At 68.0% G+C, this 19,229-nt stretch carries 16 protein-coding genes and 2 other RNA genes; 6 read left to right on the top strand and 12 right to left on the bottom strand.

The genetic code is table 11. The features are described 5' to 3' along the window. Positions 1-41: 41 nt before the first annotated feature. Positions 42-1,196, bottom strand: coding sequence for a transporter substrate-binding domain-containing protein (locus ACVCL3_RS14150; RefSeq protein WP_447099734.1), 1,155 nt, complete (start codon positions 1,194-1,196; stop codon positions 42-44). 178 nt (positions 1,197-1,374) lie between these two features. Here ACVCL3_RS14150 and ACVCL3_RS14155 point away from each other — a divergent pair, with 178 nt between their 5' ends. Continuing rightward, positions 1,375-3,072 (top strand): lysophospholipid acyltransferase family protein, encoded by a 1,698-nt coding sequence (locus ACVCL3_RS14155; protein WP_447099735.1) that lies wholly within the window; start codon positions 1,375-1,377, stop codon positions 3,070-3,072. A gap of 49 nt (positions 3,073-3,121) precedes the next feature. Here ACVCL3_RS14155 and dusB read toward each other — a convergent pair whose 3' ends face one another. From dusB to ACVCL3_RS14195, 8 genes are all read right to left on the bottom strand, one after another. Continuing rightward, the gene (dusB, locus tag ACVCL3_RS14160; RefSeq protein WP_447098142.1) at positions 3,122-4,108 is read right to left on the bottom strand and encodes a tRNA dihydrouridine synthase DusB; all 987 of its coding nucleotides are present in this window, start codon (positions 4,106-4,108) and stop codon (positions 3,122-3,124) included. A 69-nt stretch (positions 4,109-4,177) separates the two neighbouring features. Next, positions 4,178-5,290 carry a PepSY-associated TM helix domain-containing protein gene (locus ACVCL3_RS14165; RefSeq protein ID WP_447098143.1) on the bottom strand — a complete coding sequence of 371 codons (1,113 nt, stop codon included), beginning with the start codon at positions 5,288-5,290 and terminating at the stop codon, positions 4,178-4,180. A gap of 1 nt (position 5,291) precedes the next feature. Beyond that, entirely contained in the window at positions 5,292-7,415 is a 2,124-nt protein-coding gene (locus tag ACVCL3_RS14170) for a TonB-dependent receptor (protein ID WP_447099736.1), read from the bottom strand. A gap of 76 nt (positions 7,416-7,491) precedes the next feature. Further along, entirely contained in the window at positions 7,492-8,772 is a 1,281-nt protein-coding gene (locus ACVCL3_RS14175) for a nucleoside permease (protein WP_395120112.1), read from the bottom strand. Between the two features lie 222 nt (positions 8,773-8,994). Beyond that, positions 8,995-9,588: a uracil-DNA glycosylase family protein gene (locus ACVCL3_RS14180; protein WP_395120111.1), complete on the bottom strand. Its 594-nt coding sequence runs from the start codon at positions 9,586-9,588 to the stop codon at positions 8,995-8,997. 78 nt (positions 9,589-9,666) lie between these two features. Beyond that, positions 9,667-11,037, bottom strand: coding sequence for an FAD-binding oxidoreductase (locus ACVCL3_RS14185; protein WP_447098147.1), 1,371 nt, complete (start codon positions 11,035-11,037; stop codon positions 9,667-9,669). 26 nt (positions 11,038-11,063) lie between these two features. Then, a complete protein-coding gene (locus tag ACVCL3_RS14190) occupies positions 11,064-11,420 on the bottom strand; it encodes a YraN family protein (protein WP_395120109.1) in 357 nt (118 codons plus the stop codon). Next, positions 11,420-13,327 (bottom strand): penicillin-binding protein activator, encoded by a 1,908-nt coding sequence (locus tag ACVCL3_RS14195; protein WP_447099737.1) that lies wholly within the window; start codon positions 13,325-13,327, stop codon positions 11,420-11,422. Before ACVCL3_RS14195 ends, ACVCL3_RS14190 begins: the two co-directional genes overlap by 1 nt. A gap of 74 nt (positions 13,328-13,401) precedes the next feature. Here ACVCL3_RS14195 and rsmI point away from each other — a divergent pair, with 74 nt between their 5' ends. Further along, a complete protein-coding gene (rsmI, locus tag ACVCL3_RS14200; protein ID WP_447099738.1) occupies positions 13,402-14,250 on the top strand; it encodes a 16S rRNA (cytidine(1402)-2'-O)-methyltransferase in 849 nt (282 codons plus the stop codon). Positions 14,251-14,302: 52 nt separating this feature from the next. Here rsmI and ACVCL3_RS14205 read toward each other — a convergent pair whose 3' ends face one another. After that, a complete protein-coding gene (locus tag ACVCL3_RS14205; RefSeq protein WP_447099739.1) occupies positions 14,303-14,671 on the bottom strand; it encodes a hypothetical protein in 369 nt (122 codons plus the stop codon). 239 nt (positions 14,672-14,910) lie between these two features. On the opposite strand from ACVCL3_RS14205, the gene rnpB (ACVCL3_RS14210) reads away from it, so the two are divergent. Then, positions 14,911-15,274, top strand: an RNA gene (gene rnpB, locus ACVCL3_RS14210) — RNase P RNA component class A. A 104-nt stretch (positions 15,275-15,378) separates the two neighbouring features. Here the strand turns inward: rnpB (ACVCL3_RS14210) and ACVCL3_RS14215 are convergent. Both ACVCL3_RS14215 and ACVCL3_RS14220 read right to left on the bottom strand, forming a co-directional pair. After that, positions 15,379-15,741, bottom strand: a complete 363-nt coding sequence (locus ACVCL3_RS14215; RefSeq protein WP_447099740.1) for a hypothetical protein — start codon at positions 15,739-15,741, stop codon at positions 15,379-15,381. Positions 15,742-15,776: 35 nt separating this feature from the next. Next, positions 15,777-16,769: a hypothetical protein gene (locus ACVCL3_RS14220; protein WP_447099741.1), complete on the bottom strand. Its 993-nt coding sequence runs from the start codon at positions 16,767-16,769 to the stop codon at positions 15,777-15,779. 337 nt (positions 16,770-17,106) lie between these two features. Between ACVCL3_RS14220 and rnpB (ACVCL3_RS14225) the strand changes: the two genes are divergently transcribed. The 3 genes from rnpB (ACVCL3_RS14225) (at position 17,107) to rsmH (ending at position 19,227) form a co-directional block, all read left to right on the top strand. Continuing rightward, an RNA gene (gene rnpB, locus ACVCL3_RS14225) (RNase P RNA component class A) lies at positions 17,107-17,471 on the top strand. A 323-nt stretch (positions 17,472-17,794) separates the two neighbouring features. Next, positions 17,795-18,241 carry a division/cell wall cluster transcriptional repressor MraZ gene (gene mraZ / locus ACVCL3_RS14230; protein WP_395120105.1) on the top strand — a complete coding sequence of 149 codons (447 nt, stop codon included), beginning with the start codon at positions 17,795-17,797 and terminating at the stop codon, positions 18,239-18,241. Positions 18,242-18,267: 26 nt separating this feature from the next. Beyond that, entirely contained in the window at positions 18,268-19,227 is a 960-nt protein-coding gene (gene rsmH, locus ACVCL3_RS14235; protein ID WP_447099742.1) for a 16S rRNA (cytosine(1402)-N(4))-methyltransferase RsmH, read from the top strand. The last annotated feature ends 2 nt before the right edge of the window (positions 19,228-19,229 follow it).

Consider the following 19,229-nt stretch of genomic DNA (forward strand, 5'->3'; position numbering starts at 1 on the left):
GTATGGACGGCCGAACGGGTTGGCGTCGCGCGTTGGCCCGTTCACTGGCCGGTTGCGCCGAAGGCCTTGTCCAGCCGCTGCGGCCAGTCCGGCGCGTTGATCCGCTGCAGCAGCGAGGTGTCGATCGGTTCGCGCAGGCGGCTGCCGGTGGGCAGGGCGAAAGCATAGTCCTGCCGCTCCAGCAGCAGTGGCAGCACCTTCAGCTGACCGCGGAAGTGCCGGCGGATGTTCCAGCGCAACAGGGGTTCGTCGTAGACCACGGCGTCGACGCGGCCGGCGGCCAGCTCCGCCAGCGCGGCATCGACGTCGCGGGCCTTGGCGTAGTCGAATTGCTCGCGGTCGAGCCAGTTGGCGCTGGTGCTGTCCGGCACGCTGGCGATGCGCATGCCGCCCAGGTCGGCGGCGCTGCGAATGCGCTCGCTGAGCTGGCCGACGGTCAGCGCGCTGGTGATCGCCGCGGTGAAGAACGACACGATGAGCAGCGCGGCCAGCATCCACACCAGGCCGATGATGCGTCCGCCGACCGTGCGCGGCGCGGTGTCGCCATAGCCGACCGTGGTCATCGTCACCATCGCCCACCAGAAGCCGGAGAAGATGCCCTGGCGGCGGCTGCCGCCGAACTGCTCCGGGTTGCGCTTGTGTTCGAGCAGCCAGACCAGGAAGCCGACCACCAGCAACAGCAGCGTCAGCGAGCCGATCACCTTGAGGAAGGCCGGCGACACCAGTGCCCGCGCCACCGCCAGCCAGCCGGCGGTCTGCCCGCCGCGCACCGCCACGGCCAGGCCCGAGCTGGTGATCGGGTGGGCGAAATCCATCCGCTGTTCGCGCGCGGCGGTGGCGGTGATCGCGCCCAGCGCCACGTCCACCTTGCTGTCGCTGACCGCCTGCAGCAGGCCGTCCAGGTCGTAGGGCCGGTAGACGTATTTCCAGCCGTGGTCGGCGGCGATCTCCTGCCACAGGTCGATCGCCAGGCCGCTGTAGTGGCCGTGGTCCTCGATCACGAACGGCGGCGCCACCTTCACCCCGACCAGCAGTGGCTGGTTCGCCCGCTTGAGCTCGGTGGCCGGCGTCACCGTCGCGGCGGTACCGGCGGCGATCGGGTAGACCTTGATGGTCTGGCCGGCAGCGCGGACTCCGCTGACGGACATCAGCGCCAGCAGGAAAAGCAGGCACAGCGGCCACAGGTGTTTTCTCATCGGTACTCCTCGGACGTCCGGATGCGGGCACGGCAATCCCGAGCCTAACGCAGGCATGGCCTGCGTGTCGTGGCGGAGTGGGTCGACGCCACGGCTGTCACGCCGCTGTCGCAGCGGGGCAATCGTGGTGTCGCCGAAGCTCCGCAAGCTGGCGTCAGGCCAACGCGAGGGGCGTGACATGCAAGCCATCGAGCAGCGTTTGCGGCAGCGTTATCCACGCTGGTTTCGCGGTCGGCGCGGGCGCCTCGCGGCGAGCTTGCTGCAGCGGTGGGCGCGCTGGTCGGGTCTCGGCCGGATCGACGCGTTCCATGCCGAACATGCGCAGCTGCGCGGACTGGCCTTCGTCGCGGCTGCCTTGCGCGAACTGGAACCGCGCCATGAGGTCGACACCGCCGCGTTGGCGCGCATACCCGCGCACGGGGCGCTGCTGGTGGTCGCCAACCATCCCTGCGGCGCGCTCGATGCGCTGGCCCTGCTGGACATGGTGGGACGCGTGCGGCGCGACGTGCGGGTGCTTGCCAACGAGGTGCTGGCGCTGGTGGAACCGCTGGCGGAACTGCTGCTGCCGGTGCGCGTGTTCGGCGGCGCCGCCGGCGTGGCCGAGTTGCGCCGGGTCGAACGTGCCTTGCGCCGGGGCGAATGCGTGATCGTGTTTCCCGCCGGCGAGGTGTCGCGGCTGGGTTTGCGCGGCGTGCGCGACGGCCGCTGGCGCGCCGGCTTCCTGCGTTTTGCGCGGCGTGCGTCGGCGCCGGTATTGCCGGTGCGTGTCGAGGCGCGCAATTCCGCGCTGTTCTACGGCATGTCGGCGCTGTGCCGGCCGGCATCGGCGGCGCTGCTGGCGCGCGAGATGTTCACCCGCCACCGCCGTCCGCTGCACCTGCACGTGGGCGACTTGCTGACGATCGGCGAGAGCGAAGGCGAGCACGCGGCCGTGCGGCGCGTCCGCCACGCGCTGGATGCCGCCGGCCGCGCGGAAACGCCCGCACCCGTGGGCCCGTTGCCGCTGGCGCCGGCCATCGGCGCGCGCGAACTGGCGCGCGCCGTGGACGCGACCGAGCTGCTCGGCGCCACCAGCGACGGCAAGCAGATCCGCCTGGCGCGCAATGCCGGCGGTTCGCCGCTGCTGCAGGAGATCGGCCGCCTGCGCGAGCTGACCTTCCGCCAGGTCGGCGAGGGCACCGGCTGCAGCCGCGACCTCGACCGCTACGACGCCAGTTACGACCACATCCTGGTGTGGGACGCGCAGGCCGGCCGCATCGCCGGCGCCTACCGCGTGTTGCGCGGCGCCGAGGCGCTGGCCCGCGCCGGACTGGCCGGCCTGTACACCGCCTCGCTGTTCCGCTACGCCGACGCGGCCGTGCCGCGGCTGGCCGCCGGGCTGGAGCTGGGTCGCAGCTTCGTGGTGCCGGATTACTGGGGCAGCCGCAGCCTCGATTACCTGTGGCAAGGCATCGGCGCCTACCTGCGGCGCCACCCGGGCGTGCGCTACCTCTACGGTGCGGTGTCGATCAGTGCGGCGTTGCCGCGGCATGCCAGCGAGCAGCTGGTCGGCTACTACCAGCGTTTCTACGGCAGCGAACGGACGCTGGCCAGCGCGCGCCGGCCGTTCGCCTTCGCGGCGCCGGCACCGACCTTCGACGGACTCGACATCGCCGCCGCGTTCGAGGCGATGAAAACCGCGCTGGCCCGGCTCGGCACCTCGGTGCCGACGCTGTACAAACAGTACACCGAACTGTGCGAACCCGGCGGCGCGCGCTTCCTCGCTTTCGGCGTGGACCCGGAGTTCAGCGGCTCCATCGATGGCCTGATCGAAGTAGATCTGGAATGCCTGCGACCGCGCAAGCGCCAGCGTTATCTGGAACGCGCGATGGCCTGAGATGGACAGCGGTTTGCGCGGACAGCTGCCGCGGTGACTGCCTGCGCGCTCAGGCCGCCATGGCCAGACCGCTCGCCAGCGCGGTGAAGTAATCGCGGGTGAGCCGCAACTGTTCGCTGGCCGTCTCGGCGCGGTTGACCACCTGCCGGAACGCGGCGTTCTCGGGACGGTCCTTCGCGTACCAGCCCAGGTGCTTGCGCGCGATGCGCACGCCGGCCGGTTCGCCGTAGAACGCGTGCAGGTGTTCGAGGTGGCCGAGCAGGATCGCGGCGACTTCGGCCGGTTCGGGTTCGGGCAGCAGTTCGCCGGTGGCGAGGTAGTGGGCGATCTCGCGGAAGATCCACGGCCGGCCCTGCGCGCCGCGGCCGATCATCACGGCATCGGCGCCGGTGACGGCGAGCACGTGCTTCGCCTGCTGCGGCGTGCAGACGTCGCCGTTGGCCAGCACCGGGATGCGCACGCTGGCCTTCACCGCGGCGATGGTGGCGTACTCGGCCTCGCCCTCGTACTTGTCGGCGCGGGTCCGGCCGTGCACGGCCAGCGCGGCAATGCCGGCGTCCTCGGCGATGTGCGCAATGTTCAGCGCATTCTTGTTCTCGCGGTTCCAGCCGGTGCGGATCTTGAGTGTCACCGGCACGTCCACCGCCTCCACCACCGCCTTCACGATGCGTGCCACCAGCGGCTCGTCCTGCAGCAGCGCGGAACCGGACCACACATTGCACACCTTCTTCGCCGGGCAACCCATGTTGATGTCGATGAGCTGCGCGCCATTGGCGACGTTGAAGCGGGCCGCCTCGGCCAGCATCGCGGGATCGTAGCCGGCGATCTGCACGCTGACCGGCTCGGGTTCGCCGGCGTGGTCCATCCGGCGCAGCGACTTGCGCGTCTGCCACAGGGACGGGTCGGCGCTGGTCATCTCGGACACGGCCAGGCCCGCGCCCAGCTGCTTGCACAGCAGGCGGAACGGCTTGTCGGTGACGCCCGCCATCGGGGCGAGCACCAGCGGCGGGTCGATCAGGTAAGGGCCGATTTGCATCCGCCCATTGTAGGTGAATCGCGGAAACGGCCGCGCCGACGGCCTCCGGGATCGCTTATCGGCGCTGGCTTATCGGCGCTGGCGCCGCTGGCGCGTGCGCCAGAACAGGAACCCGGTCACCAGGAAGAATGGCGGCAGCAGGCCGCACAGCAGCACCAGCAGCGTCCCGGCCAGGCCGCCCACGCTGCCGGCGTGCAGCGGATAGACCGCGTTGCTGATGCGCGCGCCGGTGCCCTCGGCGGTGGCGTCGACGGCGCCCAGCACCTGGGCCCGGTAGGGATCGAGCCACACCTGGCTGCGCCCGACCGGATGCCATTCGCCCGGCGCCCGCGCGCGGATCGTCACGCGGCCGTCGTCGGCCGAGGGCAGCGCGATGCGGCGCAATTCGGCGCCCGGCAGCGCGTGCTGCGCGGCGTCGAGCACCGCCGCCCAGTCGATCGCCTGTGGGCGCGGCGCGATGCGGGCCGGCGTCGGCGTGGCCGGCGCATCCGCGAACAGTGTCTGCAGGACGTGCCGGGTGCCTTTGCCGTAGACCATCAAGGTGCCGGTCAGGGTCACCAGCAGCAGCAACGGCAGGCTGAGCGCGCCGATGCTGCGATGCCAGCTGACCCAGCGCCGTGCCGGTGGCTGGGTATGGAGGCGCAGGCTGCCGCGCAGGTTCCGCCGGCCCGGCCACCACAGCCACACGCCGGAAAGCAGCAGCCCCAGCATGAGCCAGCCAAGCACGCCCAGCACGGCCTCGCCGGTTTTCCCGGCGAGCAGGTGGGTGTGCCAGTCGCGCAAGGTCAGCAGCAGGTCGCTGCCGGGTGCACGCGTCAGCAGCAGGTCGCCGCTGGTGGGATCGAGGTAGCGCCGTGAGCCGTCGGAAAAATACAGTTGCCATACCGGCAGCCCGGCGGTCGGCAGATCGGCGCCGCGCAGTCCCCTGGACGGCCATTCGTGCGTGATGCGCGACAGCACGGCCGCGCGCGCCGCCGCGTCGGGCAACGCATGTGCGGCCAGCGGCGGATGCAGCAGCCGCAGCAGCGGACCCTGCAGCACCAGCACGCTGCCGCTGAGCGCGATCAGCGCGTAGACCAGCCCGACGCTGAGGCCGACCCACCGGTGCAGGCGCTTGAGCCAGTACCGCACCGCGTCGGCGCGGCGCGCGGATGCCTCGATCGCGGTCGCGGCGGCGGACACTTCAGAAGGCCTGCTGCCAGGTCAGCGAGACCACGCGGCCGCGGCCGGCGAAGTACGAGTCGGCGTCGCCGACGGTCTGCGAGACATAGTTGATGTATTGCTTGTTGGCGAGGTTTTGCACGCCCAGCGTCCAGTCGCCGGCGCTCCTGGTTTGCCATTTCACGTAGGCGTCGGCGGTGCCGTAGCCGTCGAAGTGCGCCGTGCGCTGGCCCAGCGTGCTGAAGTCGCGGCTGTACAGGTGGCTCAGTTGCAGGTAGCTCGACCAGGCGTCGTTCCAGCGCTGCGTCCACGACAGGTTGAGCCGGTTGGGCGCGATGTTGGCACCGTCCAGGTCCGAGTCGATCCTGCCGTCGCTGTTGCGGTCGGAGCGGCCGCGGTTGATCGCGAAGGAGGCATCCAGCCGGGTGCCTTCCAGCGGCTGCCAGTTCGCGCGCGCCTCCCAGCCGCTGATGGACACGCGCTGGCGCATCACGTTGTAGACCTGGTTGGGCGCGTCGAACACCAGCACCGAACCCAGCCGCGAGCGCGAGACGTAGTAGCTCAGGCGCGCCCCCGCGCGTTCGCCGAGATACTCGACGCCCGCCTCGCGGTTGTCCGACACCACCGGTTTCAGGTCGAGGAAGTCGGCCACGCTCTGGCCGGGCTGTTTGATCGCGCGCAACACGCGCCCCACGTCGGGCAGGGTGTAGCCCTCGGCGTAGCTGGCGAACAGGTTGAGTTGGCCGGTGAGGTACCAGACCGCACCGAAGTTCGGCAGCGTCTTGCTGAAGCTGGGCTTGCCGCCCTGCACGGTGACGGCGTTGTAGAAGGCGAGCGTCTGGAACGTGGGCACATCCAGCGTGCCGTGCTCGCGGCGCAGGCCGCCGGACAGCGACAGCGTGTGCAGCGGCCAGTATTCGGCCTGCAGGAACGGCGCCCAGCCGGTGTAGGTGCTGTCCGGCACCCAGTGGCGGCCGGTGTGGGTCAGTTCCTGGAAGGTGGTGTCGCGGTAGCCGTCGGCGCCGGCCAGCACGGTGAGCGTGTCGTCGAGCAGGCCGCGCCGTGCCCATGACAGCCGCGCGCCGTCCTTGGTCGAGACATTCTGCGACTGGTCGAACAGCAGGCCGGGGCCATAGGCCGGGTCCTGGAAGGTGCCGAACGTGCCGCCGCCGAACAGCTCGCGGTTCTTCTGGTGGTAGAGCTGGGCGCGCAGCTCGCCGCCGGCCAGCGCGGTGTCGCGGTAGTCCAGGCTGCTGGTCAGCACGCGGTTGCGCGGGGCGTCGCCGGGTTGCTTGCCGCGCACCGACGTGGTCGGCAGGTCGTTGGCCATGTCGCCGGACACGGCGGTGTAGTCGCCGTGGCCCTTGAGGTCGAAGCGGTTGACGGTGAGCTGCAGGTGGCGCGTGTCGGTGAAGTCGTAGCCGAGCTTGAGGAAGCCGTCGGTGCTCGCCGAATCCATCAGGTCGCCCTGGGTGCCGTCGACGCCGATCAGCCGCCCCTTGGCGTCCGCGTACATGCCGCGCTCGCGCCACGCCGCGCCGGCGACCAGCTCGAACGCGCCGCTGCGCGCGGCGAGCAGGTACGAGGCGCCGTAGCCCAGGCCGTTACCGCCGCGGGTGGGCGCGCTGGCGTTGGCGGTGACTTCCTGGCGCACGCCATCCTGCTTCGGTGCACGCCTGGTGATGATGTTGATGATGCCGCCGGCGGCGCCCAGCCCCTGCATCGCGTTGGAGCCTTCGACGATCTCGATCCGCTCGATCATCGCCGGGTCGATCGTGTAGGCATCGCGCGAACCGTTGCGCAGCGGGCTCGATTGCGGCACGCCGTCGATCATGTACAGCGGGTTGCGTCCGCGCAGGGTCTGCCCGCGCGAGCTGAGCTTCTGCGTCGAGGGGGCGAACGAGGGCAGCAGGTTGCCGATGGCGTCGGAGAGGTCCGGGTTGATCGCCAACTGCTGGCGCAGATCCTCGGCGGTGATCACCGTGATCGTGGTCGGCAGCGCGCCCTGGCTCTGCGGCATGCGCAGGGTGCTTTCGGAAACCTCGACCCGTTCGAGCGTGACGGCGGAGATCTGGTCGGCCGCCTGGGCGGTGCCGGCGAGGGCAAGGGCGAGCAAGGGGATGAGCGGGCGAACGGAAAGGGACATGTGGCCTCCGGCATGAGGAGGCGCATGGTAAATGAAAATGATTCGCAATAACAATCCGTGACCGGCCGCCGACGGATCAGTGCGTGGGCACCACCCGTTGCGCGGCGGCGCGGTCGTGCCGGTGCTTGAACAGCGGCACGAACAGCAGCGCCATCACCAGCGAGTAGCCGGCGAAGGCCAGCCAGATGCCGTGCCAGTCCTTGCAGATCAGCACCGTGTCATTGCAGGTGTGGTCGGTGAAGAAATGGTCGATCACGAAGCCGGCGATCAGGCTGCCCAGCACCGCCCCCACGCCGTTGGTCATCAGCATGAACAGGCCTTGCGCGCTGGCGCGGATCTTCGGGTCGGCCTGGCTTTCCACGAACAGCGAGCCGGAGATGTTGAAGAAGTCGAACGCCATGCCGTAGACGATGCACGAGAGCACGATCATCCACAGCCCGCCGGCCGGGTCGCCGAACGCGAACAGGCCGAAGCGCAGCACCCAGGCCAGCATGCTCATCGTCATCACCGCCTTGATGCCGAAGCGCTTGAGGAAGAACGGGATGGTCAGGATGAACGCGGTTTCGGAGAACTGCGAGATGGAGATGATGATGGTCGAGTACTTCACCGCCAGCAGGTTGGCGTACTCGGGCACCTTGACGAAGTCGCTGAGGAAGGCGTCGCCGTAGGCGTTGGTCAGCTGCAGCGCCGCGCCCAGCAGCATCGCGAAGATGAAGAACACCGCCATGTTGCGGTTCTTGAACAGCACGAACGAGGTGAGGCCGAGCCGGTCGACCAGGCTGCGGCCCTCGGCGGCGCCCAGCTTGGGCGGGCACTTGGGCAGGGTGAAGGCGTAGAGGCCCAGCAGCAGCGAAGCAGCCGCTGCCACGTGGAACTGCGCGGGCGAGGCCTTGAAGCCGAGCAGGCTGGTGGTCCAGGTCGCGGCGATGAAACCGATCGTGCCCCATACGCGGATCGGCGGGTAGGTGACGACCACGTCGAGCCCATCCTGCTTGAGCGCGTTGTAGGCCACCGTGATCGCCAGCGAGATGGTGGGCATGTAGAAGCACATGTTCAGCAGCATCACCCAGAACATCTGTTCCGGATCGGTGACGTGCGGGATCGAGAACAGCACCACCGCGCCGCAGATCTGCAGCATGCCGTACAGGCGTTCGGCATTGATCCACTTGTCCGCCACGATGCCGACCAGCGAGGGCATGAACAGCGAGGCGATGCCCATGGTCGAGAAGATCGCGCCGAAGCTGGTACCCGACCAGTGCTGGTTCTGGAACCACCAGGTGCCGATGGTCAGCAGCCACGCGCCCCAGATGTAGTACTGGAAGAAATTGAGTACGGTGAGGCGGAGCTTGAGGCTCATGGACGAGGGTTCCCCTGCAAGGCCGGGGTCGGCCCCGTGGCCACGATGTCGTAGCGGGGCAGGTTAGAGAATCCCCCGGAAACCGGCAAGGCACGTTGCAACGGAAGCCGTCGCGCCGCCCATAGGAGCCCGCTCGCGGGCGATGCCCTTGCTCTCGCCTTTGCGAATTGCGAATCCCTGATCCGGCCCCAAAAGCATCGCCCGCGAGCGGGCTCCTGCGGGCTATCCTGGTTCGGGGACGGTGTTCAGCGCGCCCGCGACGCGCTCGCGCAGCACCGGCAGCAACTCGGCTTCGAACCACAGGTTGTGCATCACCCACGGCCGGTTGCGCGGGCTCGGATGAGGCAGCGGCAGCACGCCGCGGGCCAGGTGCGTGCGCCAGTTGCGCACGGTGTCGGTGAGCGTGGCATCGCGTGCGTCGCCGAGCATGCCGACTTGCGCGTACTGCCCGATGGCGAGCGTCAGTTGCACGCCGGTGAGCAACGAAAACAGGCGCGGATGCCAGATCGCGGCGCATGCCGGCCGCGGCGGCAGGTCGCCACTCCTGCCCTTGCCGGGATAGCAGAAATCCATCGGCACGATCGCCACGCGCTCGGCGTCATAGAACGTGTCGCGGTCGATCTGCAGCCAGTCGCGCAGGCGTTCGCCGCTGACGTCATCGAAGGGGATGCCGCTCTCCTCCACCTTGCGCCCCGGCGCCTGGCTGACGATCAGCAGGCGCGACCGCACGGAAGCCTGCAGCACCGGCCGCCGCCCCGGCGGCTGTTGCATCGCGCAGGTGTGGCCGCAGCGGATCTCCGCCAGCAGGGCATCCATGGCGTGCTGCTGCTGCCTCAGGCCTGGCCTTTTCTTCGTCTTCTCCATTCCCTGTTTCCTGTTCCCCATTACCGGCTCTCAAACCACCTTGCCGGGGTTGAGGATGCCATCCGGATCGAACGCGGCCTTGACCGAGCGCATCAACGCGATGGTCGATTCGCCCAGCGCCAGCGGCAGGTAGTCGCGCTTCACCACGCCGATGCCATGCTCGCCCGACAGCGTGCCGCCCAGCGCGATCACCAGCGCGAACAGTTCGGGCAGTGCGGCGTAGCCACGTTCGATCTCGTCCACGTCGCGCGGCAGCAGGTTCACGTGCAGGTTGCCGTTGCCGGCGTGGCCGAAACACACCAGCGGGACCGCATGCTTGGCGGCCAGCGCCTGCGCGCCGGCGACGAGTTCGGGCAGACGGCTCACCGGCACCGCCACGTCTTCGTTGATCTTGTGCTGGGTCGCCGCGCGCTGGGCGAACGAGAGCGCCTTGCGCGCGGCCCACAGCGCGGCGTTTTCGCTGGCGTCCGCCGCGATGTCCAGCGCGATCAGGCCTTCGCCGCGCGCGGCGCGCGCCACGGCGTCCTGCGCGAAGCTGACGGTTTCCGGCGTGCCGTCGACCTCGATCAGCAGCAGCGCGCCCGCCTGCGGCACGTCCGCGTCCGGCGCGTGGTCGCGCGCCAGCTTGAGCGCCAGCGCATCCATGAATTCCAGCGCCGCGGGCGTCACCGGCTGCGCCATGATGCGCGCGACCGCCTGCGCCGCGCTGGCCGTGTCGCGATAGGTGGCGCGTAGCGAGCGCACCGCGGAGGGCCGGGGCGTGAGCTTGAGCGTGGCCTCGGTGACGAGCGCCAGCGTGCCTTCCGAGCCGATGATCAGGCGCGTGAGGTCGTAGCCGGTGGAATCCTTGGTGGTGTGCGTGCCGGCCGCGAAACCTGCGCCGGTGCCGGCCACGGCGCGCAAGCCCAGCACGTTGTCGCGGGTGGCGCCGTATTTCAGCGCGCGCGGTCCGCCTGCGTTGCAGGCGAGATTGCCGCCTATCGTGCACCACGGTGCCGAGCCCGGATCGGGCGCCCAGAAGAACCCGTGCGGGGCCAGCGCCTGCTGCAAGGCCTCGTTGGTGACGCCCGGTTCGACCACCGCGAGGCGATCGCCTGGCGCAATGCGCACGATACGATCCATGCGCTGGAAATTTGCCACCACGCCGCCGGCCAGCGGCACCGAAGCGCCGGTGGAACTGGTGCCGCCGCCGCGCGCGGTGAGCGGCACGCGATGCTCGCGACAGGCGCGAACCAGTGACTCCACCTGCGCGTGCGTGGCGGGATAGACCACGACGTCCGGCCGGTGCGCATGGCGCGAGTAGTCGCCCGCCGCGGTGCGCAGGGCGTCGTCGCCGCTGTCCAGCGCGTCGCCGGGAAAGATCGCGCGCAGGGTGTCGAGCAGGGGGACGGGCAGGGCCATGCCGCGATTATCGCACCGCGCCGGACTCAACCCGCCTCGAAGGCACCACGCAACCATTGCCTTTGCAGTGCGTCGACCGGGCCGTCGTAGCTGACCACATCGAAGCGGCACGGGCGTCGCGCATGCTGCGGGTGGGCGGCCAGCCAGTGCTGCGCGGCGTGGATCAGCTTGGCCTGCTTGCTTGCGGTGACCGAGGTGGCGGCGTCGCCGTGGCTGGCGCTCTTGCGGTAGCGCACCTCGACGAAGACCACGGTGTCGCCATCGCGCATCACCAGGTCCAGTTCGCCGTGGCGGGTGGTGTAGTTGCGCGCCAGCAGCTTCAGGCCGGCGCGTTCGAGCGCGACGCAGGCGCGCTGTTCGAAGTCGTCGCCGGCCGCGCGCATCAGCCGGCGGGGTTGGCGTCGGCGCTGGAACTGGCCGGCGCCGGCGCCGCCGGCGGCGGCGAAGGTACCGAGTCGATCTGCAGGTTGCCGCTGAGCGGGCGCGCCACGCCATTCTCGAACTTCGCCCAGGTCAGCACGCGGCGGATGCGGCCGAACGGATCGGCGGCCAGCTGCCCGGTGGCGCCCGGCATGTAGCTGCCCGGATGCGCCTTCAGCCAGTCGAGGTAGGGCACCAGGCTCCACGCGTCCATGCCGAACGCGAACAGGCGCGCGGCGCCATCGCGGGCGGCGGGCAGCTTCGCCGCGATCGCCGCACGGTCGGGCAGGCCGGGCTGCGCGTCGAACAGCCAGGGCGCGTCGCAGAACTCGACGCCGTCCAGGTCGCGATTGGCTGGCGCGTCGTCGCTGCCGGCGTACACGTGCGAGGTGGCGAACACCGGCAGCTGGACCTGGGCGATGCGCAGTTGCGGCATCAGCAGCCGCGCCTGGTTGGGGCGCATGCTGATGAAGATGCCGGTATCGGCGGGGGCGGCGGGCGTCGCCGTCGCGGCGTCGGCGGTGCTTGTCGCGGCGGCAGGCGCCGGTGCCGCGCTGGCCGTGGGCAACTGCAGGTTCTTGATCGCGTCGGCGAAACTGGTGGCGCCGCTCGGCAGCACCGTCATGGCCACCACGTCGCCGCCGCGGGAGATCAGCTCGGCCTTGAATGCGCTCGCCGCACGTTGCGCGAAGTCGTCGCCGGAGATCATCACGTAGGCGTGCAGCAGACCGCGCTCGGCCATGTGGTCGGCGGCCTGCGCGCCCTCGGTTTCCGGCAGCAGGCCGAACTCGCTGGCGTTGCCGGCGGGCAGCTGGCGGTCGTCCGGGTGGTTCAGCGCCAGCACCGGCACCGGCAGTTGCGGCAACGCGAACACCGCCGCGACTTCACCGCGGGTCAACGGGCCGACCACCAGCCGGGCGCCGTCGCGCACCGCCTGCTGGTAGGCCTGCACCGCGCCGTCGGCCGTGCCGTGGCTGTTGTAGCTGCGTACCGTCGGCCGCGGCGCGTGGTTGCGGCCCGCATCGAAATAGGCGGCGAAGAAACCCTGGCGGATCGGTGTGCTGGCGGCGGCGTAGTCGCCATCGGCCGGCAACAGCAGGGCGACCTGGGCCGGCACCTTGTAGCCTTCGCGCACGTTGGCGCCGGCTTCGGGCAGCAGCATGCCCACCGCTTGCTGCAATTCCGGCTGCGGCTGCGCCACGCTGACACCGAGCTGGCGCAGGGCCTCGTTGATCCACGGCAGCATGCGGTCGCCGGGCTTCATCGCGGCGGCGCGGTGTTGCAGCGGCGCGATGCCGAGCCTGGCGAGCAGATCCAGCGCCTGGCGCCGGTTCTGCGCCTGGTCGAAGCCTTGCAGTTCGGCATCCATCTGCACGCGGGTGCGCGCGGCGCCCCACAGGTCGCCGGAATCCTTCATGGCGCGGGCGCGCAGTTCCAGCAGGCGCAGCTGCAGCGAAGGCGGCACGGACACGTTCGGCTGGCTGGTCAGGCGCAGGGCGGTGCGCGCGTCGTGCTGGTCCAGCGCCAACTCCGCCCGCAGCAGGTCCAGGCGCAGCGGTTCGTCGCCGCTCAGCCGCTCGCGCCGGATCTTGTCCAGCACCGGCGCGGCCTGTTCGATGCGGCCTTCCTGGCGCCATGCCTCGGCGGCCTGCAGGCGATAACTGTCTGCGTGCGCGGACGATTGCGCGGCAAGCTGCAGCCAGGCCTGGGCGGCCTGGTCGAACTGGCCCTGCTGCGCCAGCGCGCTGGCGTGCTGCGCGGCGGCGATTTCGGCCGGCGAACGCACTGCGCCGGTCGGCACGCACGCATTCAGTGCGAGCGCGAACAGCAGGGTCGTGAGGATGACTCGCGCGAGGCGCATGAAGCGCATGGGAAATCCCTTGGTCGTCATGGTCGTCAATGCGCGATGATAGCCGATCGTTCCGCCGGCCCATGGAGTGTCCGATGTCCCGTGTTCAACCCGGCTGCCTGTGGGTGGTGGCGACGCCGATCGGGCATCGCGACGACCTGTCCGCCCGCGCCATCGAGACGCTGCGCGCGGTGGCCTTGATCGCCGCCGAAGACACTCGCCACAGTCGCCCGCTGTTGCTCCATCACGGCATCGCCACGCCGCTGGTCGCCCTGCACGACCACAACGAGCGCGAGGTGGTCGATGCGCTGGTGGCGCGCCTGCAGGGTGGTGAATCGGTGGCGCTGATTTCCGACGCCGGCACGCCGCTGATTTCCGATCCGGGTTTCCGCCTGGTGCGCGCGGCGCGCGCGGCAGGCATCCGCTGTGCGCCGATACCGGGTGCCTGCGCGGCGATTGCCGCGCTGTCCGTCGCCGGGCTGCCCAGCGACCGTTTCGTGTTCGAGGGCTTCCTGCCGGCCAAGGCCGCCGCGCGGCGCAGCCGGCTGCAGGAACTGGCCGGCGAGTCGCGCACGATCATCTTCTACGAGTCCTCGCACCGCGTCGCCGAAAGCCTGGCCGACATGCGCGACGTGTTCGGCGCCGAGCGCGAAGCCGTGCTCGCGCGCGAACTGACCAAGATGTTCGAAACCGTGCTTGGCGAACCGCTGGCGGCGTTGGCCGCGCGCGTCGCCGCCGATCCCGACCAGCAACGCGGCGAACACGTAATCCTGGTGGCGGGGCGCGGTGAGGAAGCCGACGCGAAACTCGCCGAAGGCAAGCGCATCTTCGCAATCCTGCGTGAGGAGTTGCCGCCGGCGAAGGCCGCGAAGCTGGCGGCGGCGATCAGCGGGGCGCCGCGGAAGCTCTTGTATGGCGAGCGGGCAATAGGCAATGGGGAATAGGGAATCGGAAAAGCGCGGCGCGCGAGCTTTGGCTTCCCCCCGTTCCCCGTTGCTATGGTCCGAAAACCATATTCCCCAGAAGGGACCACCACACGAGCAGAAAGGCGAAGAGCGACCAACCAAGCCAGTTCAATGCGGTTTTCTCCCGGCTCGGCGTCAGCTTCCTCACTTGTTGCAAAATCAACGTGATCGTGAATATCGGGATTGCAGCGTCGCCGATAAGGCGGAAAAAAACCCTATCGAGCGGTAATCCGAACGCCGACAGCCAGTCCTCGCCGCTTTGGTGAAGTTTGTACGCAGGTACAAAGATCGATATAACGAATAGAAGAATCCCCACTGTCCACCAGAATCCGGGGCGGTGACCAATCGCTGGTTTCGCAGGCTTGGTTACATTGTTCGGCTTTTGCAATGTATTTTTCATATATATCGAAGTGCCCGGAAGACTAATGGTCTGGGTGCGGAGTGTGGCATTGCCTGGGGCAAAGCCACCTGGCGGTGTCTGCCTCTCCTCTATTCATTCGGTGAGCGAGGCTCGACCGAGAACACGACAAGGCCGTCGAGGTCTTTGCGGCAAGGGGCACTCTCACCTGTCTTGCGGGCACTGTCCAGCGGGAGAGCGGATGTTCCTGCCGCCATCCCCATCAGGGTACACTCCCCCGTGGAGTCGGCCGGGCAGTTGCGTCGCGCGCAAGCGCATCGAGGAAAGTCCGGGCTCCACAGGGCAGAGTGCCAGGTAACTCCTGGGCAGCGTGAGCTGACGGCCAGTGCAACAGAGAGCAGACCGCCGATGGCCTCGCAAGAGGATCAGGCAAGGGTGAAAGGGTGCGGCAAGAGCGCACCGCGTACGGGCCAACGCCGTACGGCACGGTAAACCCCACTCGGAGCAAGACCAAATAGGGGAACGATAACGCGGCCCGCGTTGTTCCCGGGTAGGTTGCTGGAGCCAGGCGGCGACGCCTGGCCGAGAGAAATGACTGTCGCGCCGCAAGGCGTACAGAACCCGGCTTACAGGCCGACTCCACCTCATCGCGCACCCGCCGTCGTCTCGACCCTCGGGCCGGGGCGGCGGCGCGTTCGTGTGAACGGCAGTTTCTGCGTAGTACGGAACTGCCGCTTCTCAAATGCGTTCTACAGTGATCCAAAAAGTGCAATATGCAGTGACCACCACGCTAACAAAAATAGGAAGAGCGACCAGGTCAGCCAAGTCAGGACGGTTTTCTCTCGGCTTGGCGGCAGCCTCATCACTTGCACGCGGATGAACACAACCCCGATGAGCGGGACGGCGGCGTCGCCCAAGATCTGGAGAAGGTCCCGGTCAAACGCGAATCCGAAGGCTGAAAGCCAATCTTCGCCGCTACGGCGATGACGAAACGCCGCTACGCCGTTAATGATAACTAGAGTCAAAAATCCAAGCCAGAAGACCCATCGTCGCCATGTCGTCGGCTTGCTGGCATGTTGCGGGGAAACCGGATTTTTTGTCGGATAAGCCATGCAGATTTACGACCGTGCTGTTCGTGGTAGAGAATTCAGTGGCCTGGACCCGGATAAGGGGTGTGGCATTGCTCGGTATGTTTGTGCAATGTGTGCAAGCCTACTCCCCATGTGATGAATGCGCCCAGACAACCCAGAGCTGTGGGCGGGGTCTCTGCGACTGCGCACATAGCCCCTGTGGCTACATCCATTCCGCCTTGAGACAAGTTGTCCGATACCAAATCGTCACATGCGTTTTTTCGGTCGTGTTCCCAAAGGATGCAATCAATGTCGTTGGGAGCACACCCGTCGGGGCGCGGCGGTTGAGAAGTCGGCGGAGGATCTCCGAAGGCACTGCCCCACCAGAGGTTGTACGAGCCCCAATTTGACATCCCGCCAGGACCCCAGTCTGACAAGCCTCCCGACCATTCGTTGCATGAACCAGGGATGGGAAAGCAGTCGCCACCGGTTGGAGTGGCCCACAGTGAACCGTCGTCGTCGCCAAGCCCGCCCGTATCGCGTGGTGGCGGAAAGAAAAAATTCGGACTGACGTTCCTTGTTCCGCCAATCGGCTGACGAAAGTTGGCGCTAGCGCTCGCTGGTCCTGCATGCGCCATGATCGCGTCGGACTTGGCGGCGCTGATGGACTGATACAATTGATCGTACATCTGGGCAGCCGCTTGGCTATTACCATTAGTGGCTTGCAGCAGAACCTGCTCCAGTGGGAGCGTTGTCTGGTGCCCCGTAACATCCGTTAGTGTGGCGGTGCCATTCTGGAAGTCAAACGAAGCACTTAATCCATTTTTGAGCCGAATGGCGTAGGTCTTGGATACTCTTTCGGCGTGGAAGTAGTCCAGTTCGAAGCCTGCGGACGATGACTGGGTTTGGGTAGTCGCCGCGACGGCGGTACCTTGGATTCCAGTCTTGCTGTGTGCGGACGATGCCGCAAATGCCGCACTACCCAAACCGATGGACGTTATCAGCAGAGTCAGCGCAATGGCTTTCGCTTTGCCCGGAACAGACCCGGATTTCATCTTGATAGTCCTCATCTTTGATACTCCTAATTTATCCCCTGTTCAAAAACGCTATCCCCCCCCCAATGCGCGGTGTCAAGTATCGGAATCGACCAAGCATATACAAACTTAAAATGAAGCTGGTAATGCCGACACTACGTGTAGGCGAACGCCGATCCTGTGAGAGTTCATGGCCATCTGGCGCTATCTGTTTGTCCTCTGCTCACTCAGCGAGGGGAGCTCGATCAAGTTCCTGACAGCTCGAAAGGCTGTCGATCTAATTGCCGCGAAGGCGAACCTTCCCCACCCTGTGGGCACCCTCTCCCGGCGAGTGATGGGATGTTACTGACGCTATCGCGCTACACTTCCCCACGGAGTCGGCCGGGCAGTCGCGTCGCGCGCAAGCGCATCGAGGAAAGTCCGGGCTCCACAGGGCAGAGTGCCAGGTAACTCCTGGGCAGCGTGAGCTGACGGCCAGTGCAACAGAGAGCAGACCGCCGATGGCCTCGCAAGAGGATCAGGCAAGGGTGAAAGGGTGCGGCAAGAGCGCACCGCGTACGGGGCCAACGCCGTACGGCACGGTAAACCCCACTCGGAGCAAGACCAAATAGGGGAACGATAACGCGGCCCGCGTTGTTCCCGGGTAGGTTGCTGGAGCCAGGCGGCGACGCCTGGCCGAGAGGAATGACTGTCGCGCCGCAAGGCGTACAGAACCCGGCTTACAGGCCGACTCCACCTCTTTCCGTACCGCCGACGCCGCGACTGACCTGTCGCGGCGTCGGCTGCGCGTGCCGATGAACGGCGATTCATCCGCGTGCGTCGGTCACGGGGGCGCGGAAGCGCCAAGCGGCTGGCCTCGGCCGCAAACCGGCTGCAGGGTCACCGCAAAAAATTCCCTGCTTTCAACCACCTTGTCGGCCTTCCTGAGAATATCCTGCACATACATTCAGACTTCGCCTTTACTCCTTGATTCACAAGCAATTTCGGCTTGACAGTCTCAGCGGGCGAGACTATCGTGGCTTTCAGTGTGAAATCGTGGGTTTTAGTGGAGTCTGCTGACCGTGTTCCAGGGCGAAACCGCCATCACCATCGACGACAAGGGCCGCCTGGCCATCCCGACCGCGTATCGGGAGCAGGTGGCGGGCGAGTGCGCCAATCGTCTGGTGGTCACCTACAACCCGTTCGAACCGGGTTGCCTGTGGCTGTTTCCGCATGACGAGTGGGAAAAGGTGCGCGATCAGGTGAACCAGCTGCCCAAGGTCAAGGCGGCCCATCGCGACATGCAGATGAAGCTGGTCGGCGCCGCCGCCGTGGTCGAGCCCGACAGTGCCGCGCGCATCCTGCTGCCGGCCAGCCAGCGGGCCACCACCGGCATCGAGAAGAAGGCGGTACTGCTCGGCATGGGCAACAAATTCGAACTGTGGAGCGAGCAGGCGCACCTGGCCAAGATCCGCCAGAGCATCGGCGAAGACGAGATCACCAGCGAAATGGCAGAGCTGCGCCTGTAATCCACAGGCGCGGGCGTGGCGGAATCATGCGGGATGGGACGGGAGTGCGCTCGGTGCAATTGCAGCATGTCCCGGTGATGCTGGGCGAGGCGGTGGAGGGATTGTCCGTGCACTCAGACGGGCGCTATCTGGACGGCACGTTCGGGCGCGGTGGTCATGCGCGCGCGGTGCTGTCGCGCCTGGGTCCGGCCGGCCGGCTCTTGTTGATGGATCGCGATCCGGCCGCGATCGCCGCTGCGCGGGCCGAGTTTGCCGCCGACGCACGGGTGGCGATCCGCCACGCCAACTTCTCCAGCCTGGCCGAGTGGGACGAGACCGCCGCCGGGCTCGACGGCGTGCTGCTCGACCTGGGCGTCTCGTCGCCGCAACTGGACGAGGCCGCGCGCGGCTTCAGCTTCATGGCCGATGCGCCGCTGGACATGCGCATGGATACCACGCAGGGCGAGAGCGCCGCCGATTTCCTCGCTCACGCCAGCGAGCGCGAGATCGCCGACGTGCTGTGGAATTACGGCGAGGAGCGCCACAGCCGGCGCATCGCCCGCGCCATCGTGGCCGATCGCGACGCCACCCCGTTCACCCGCACCGGCCAGCTGGCCGCGCTGATCGAGCGCGTGGTGGGCCGGCGCGAGCCGGGCAAGCATCCGGCCACGCGCAGCTTCCAGGCGCTGCGCATTCGCGTGAACGGCGAGCTGGACGCCTTGCAGCAGGGTCTGGACGCCGCGCTGGAACGGCTCAAGCCGGGCGGGCGGCTGTCGGTGATCAGTTTCCACTCGCTGGAGGATCGCGCGGTGAAGCTGTTCATCCGCGACCACTCCGGACGCGTGCAGAACAGTCGTCGCGGACCGCCAGTGCAGGGGGCGCCGGCGCAGTTGGTGGCAATCGGCAAGGCGCAATTCCCGTCCGAAGCCGAGCTGGCCGCCAATCCGCGGTCACGCTCGGCGGTGCTGCGCGTGGCCGAGAAGCTGTCGCGGGAGGTCGCCGCGTGAAG

It is taken from the genome of Rhodanobacter sp. UC4437_H4 (genome assembly GCF_052978425.1).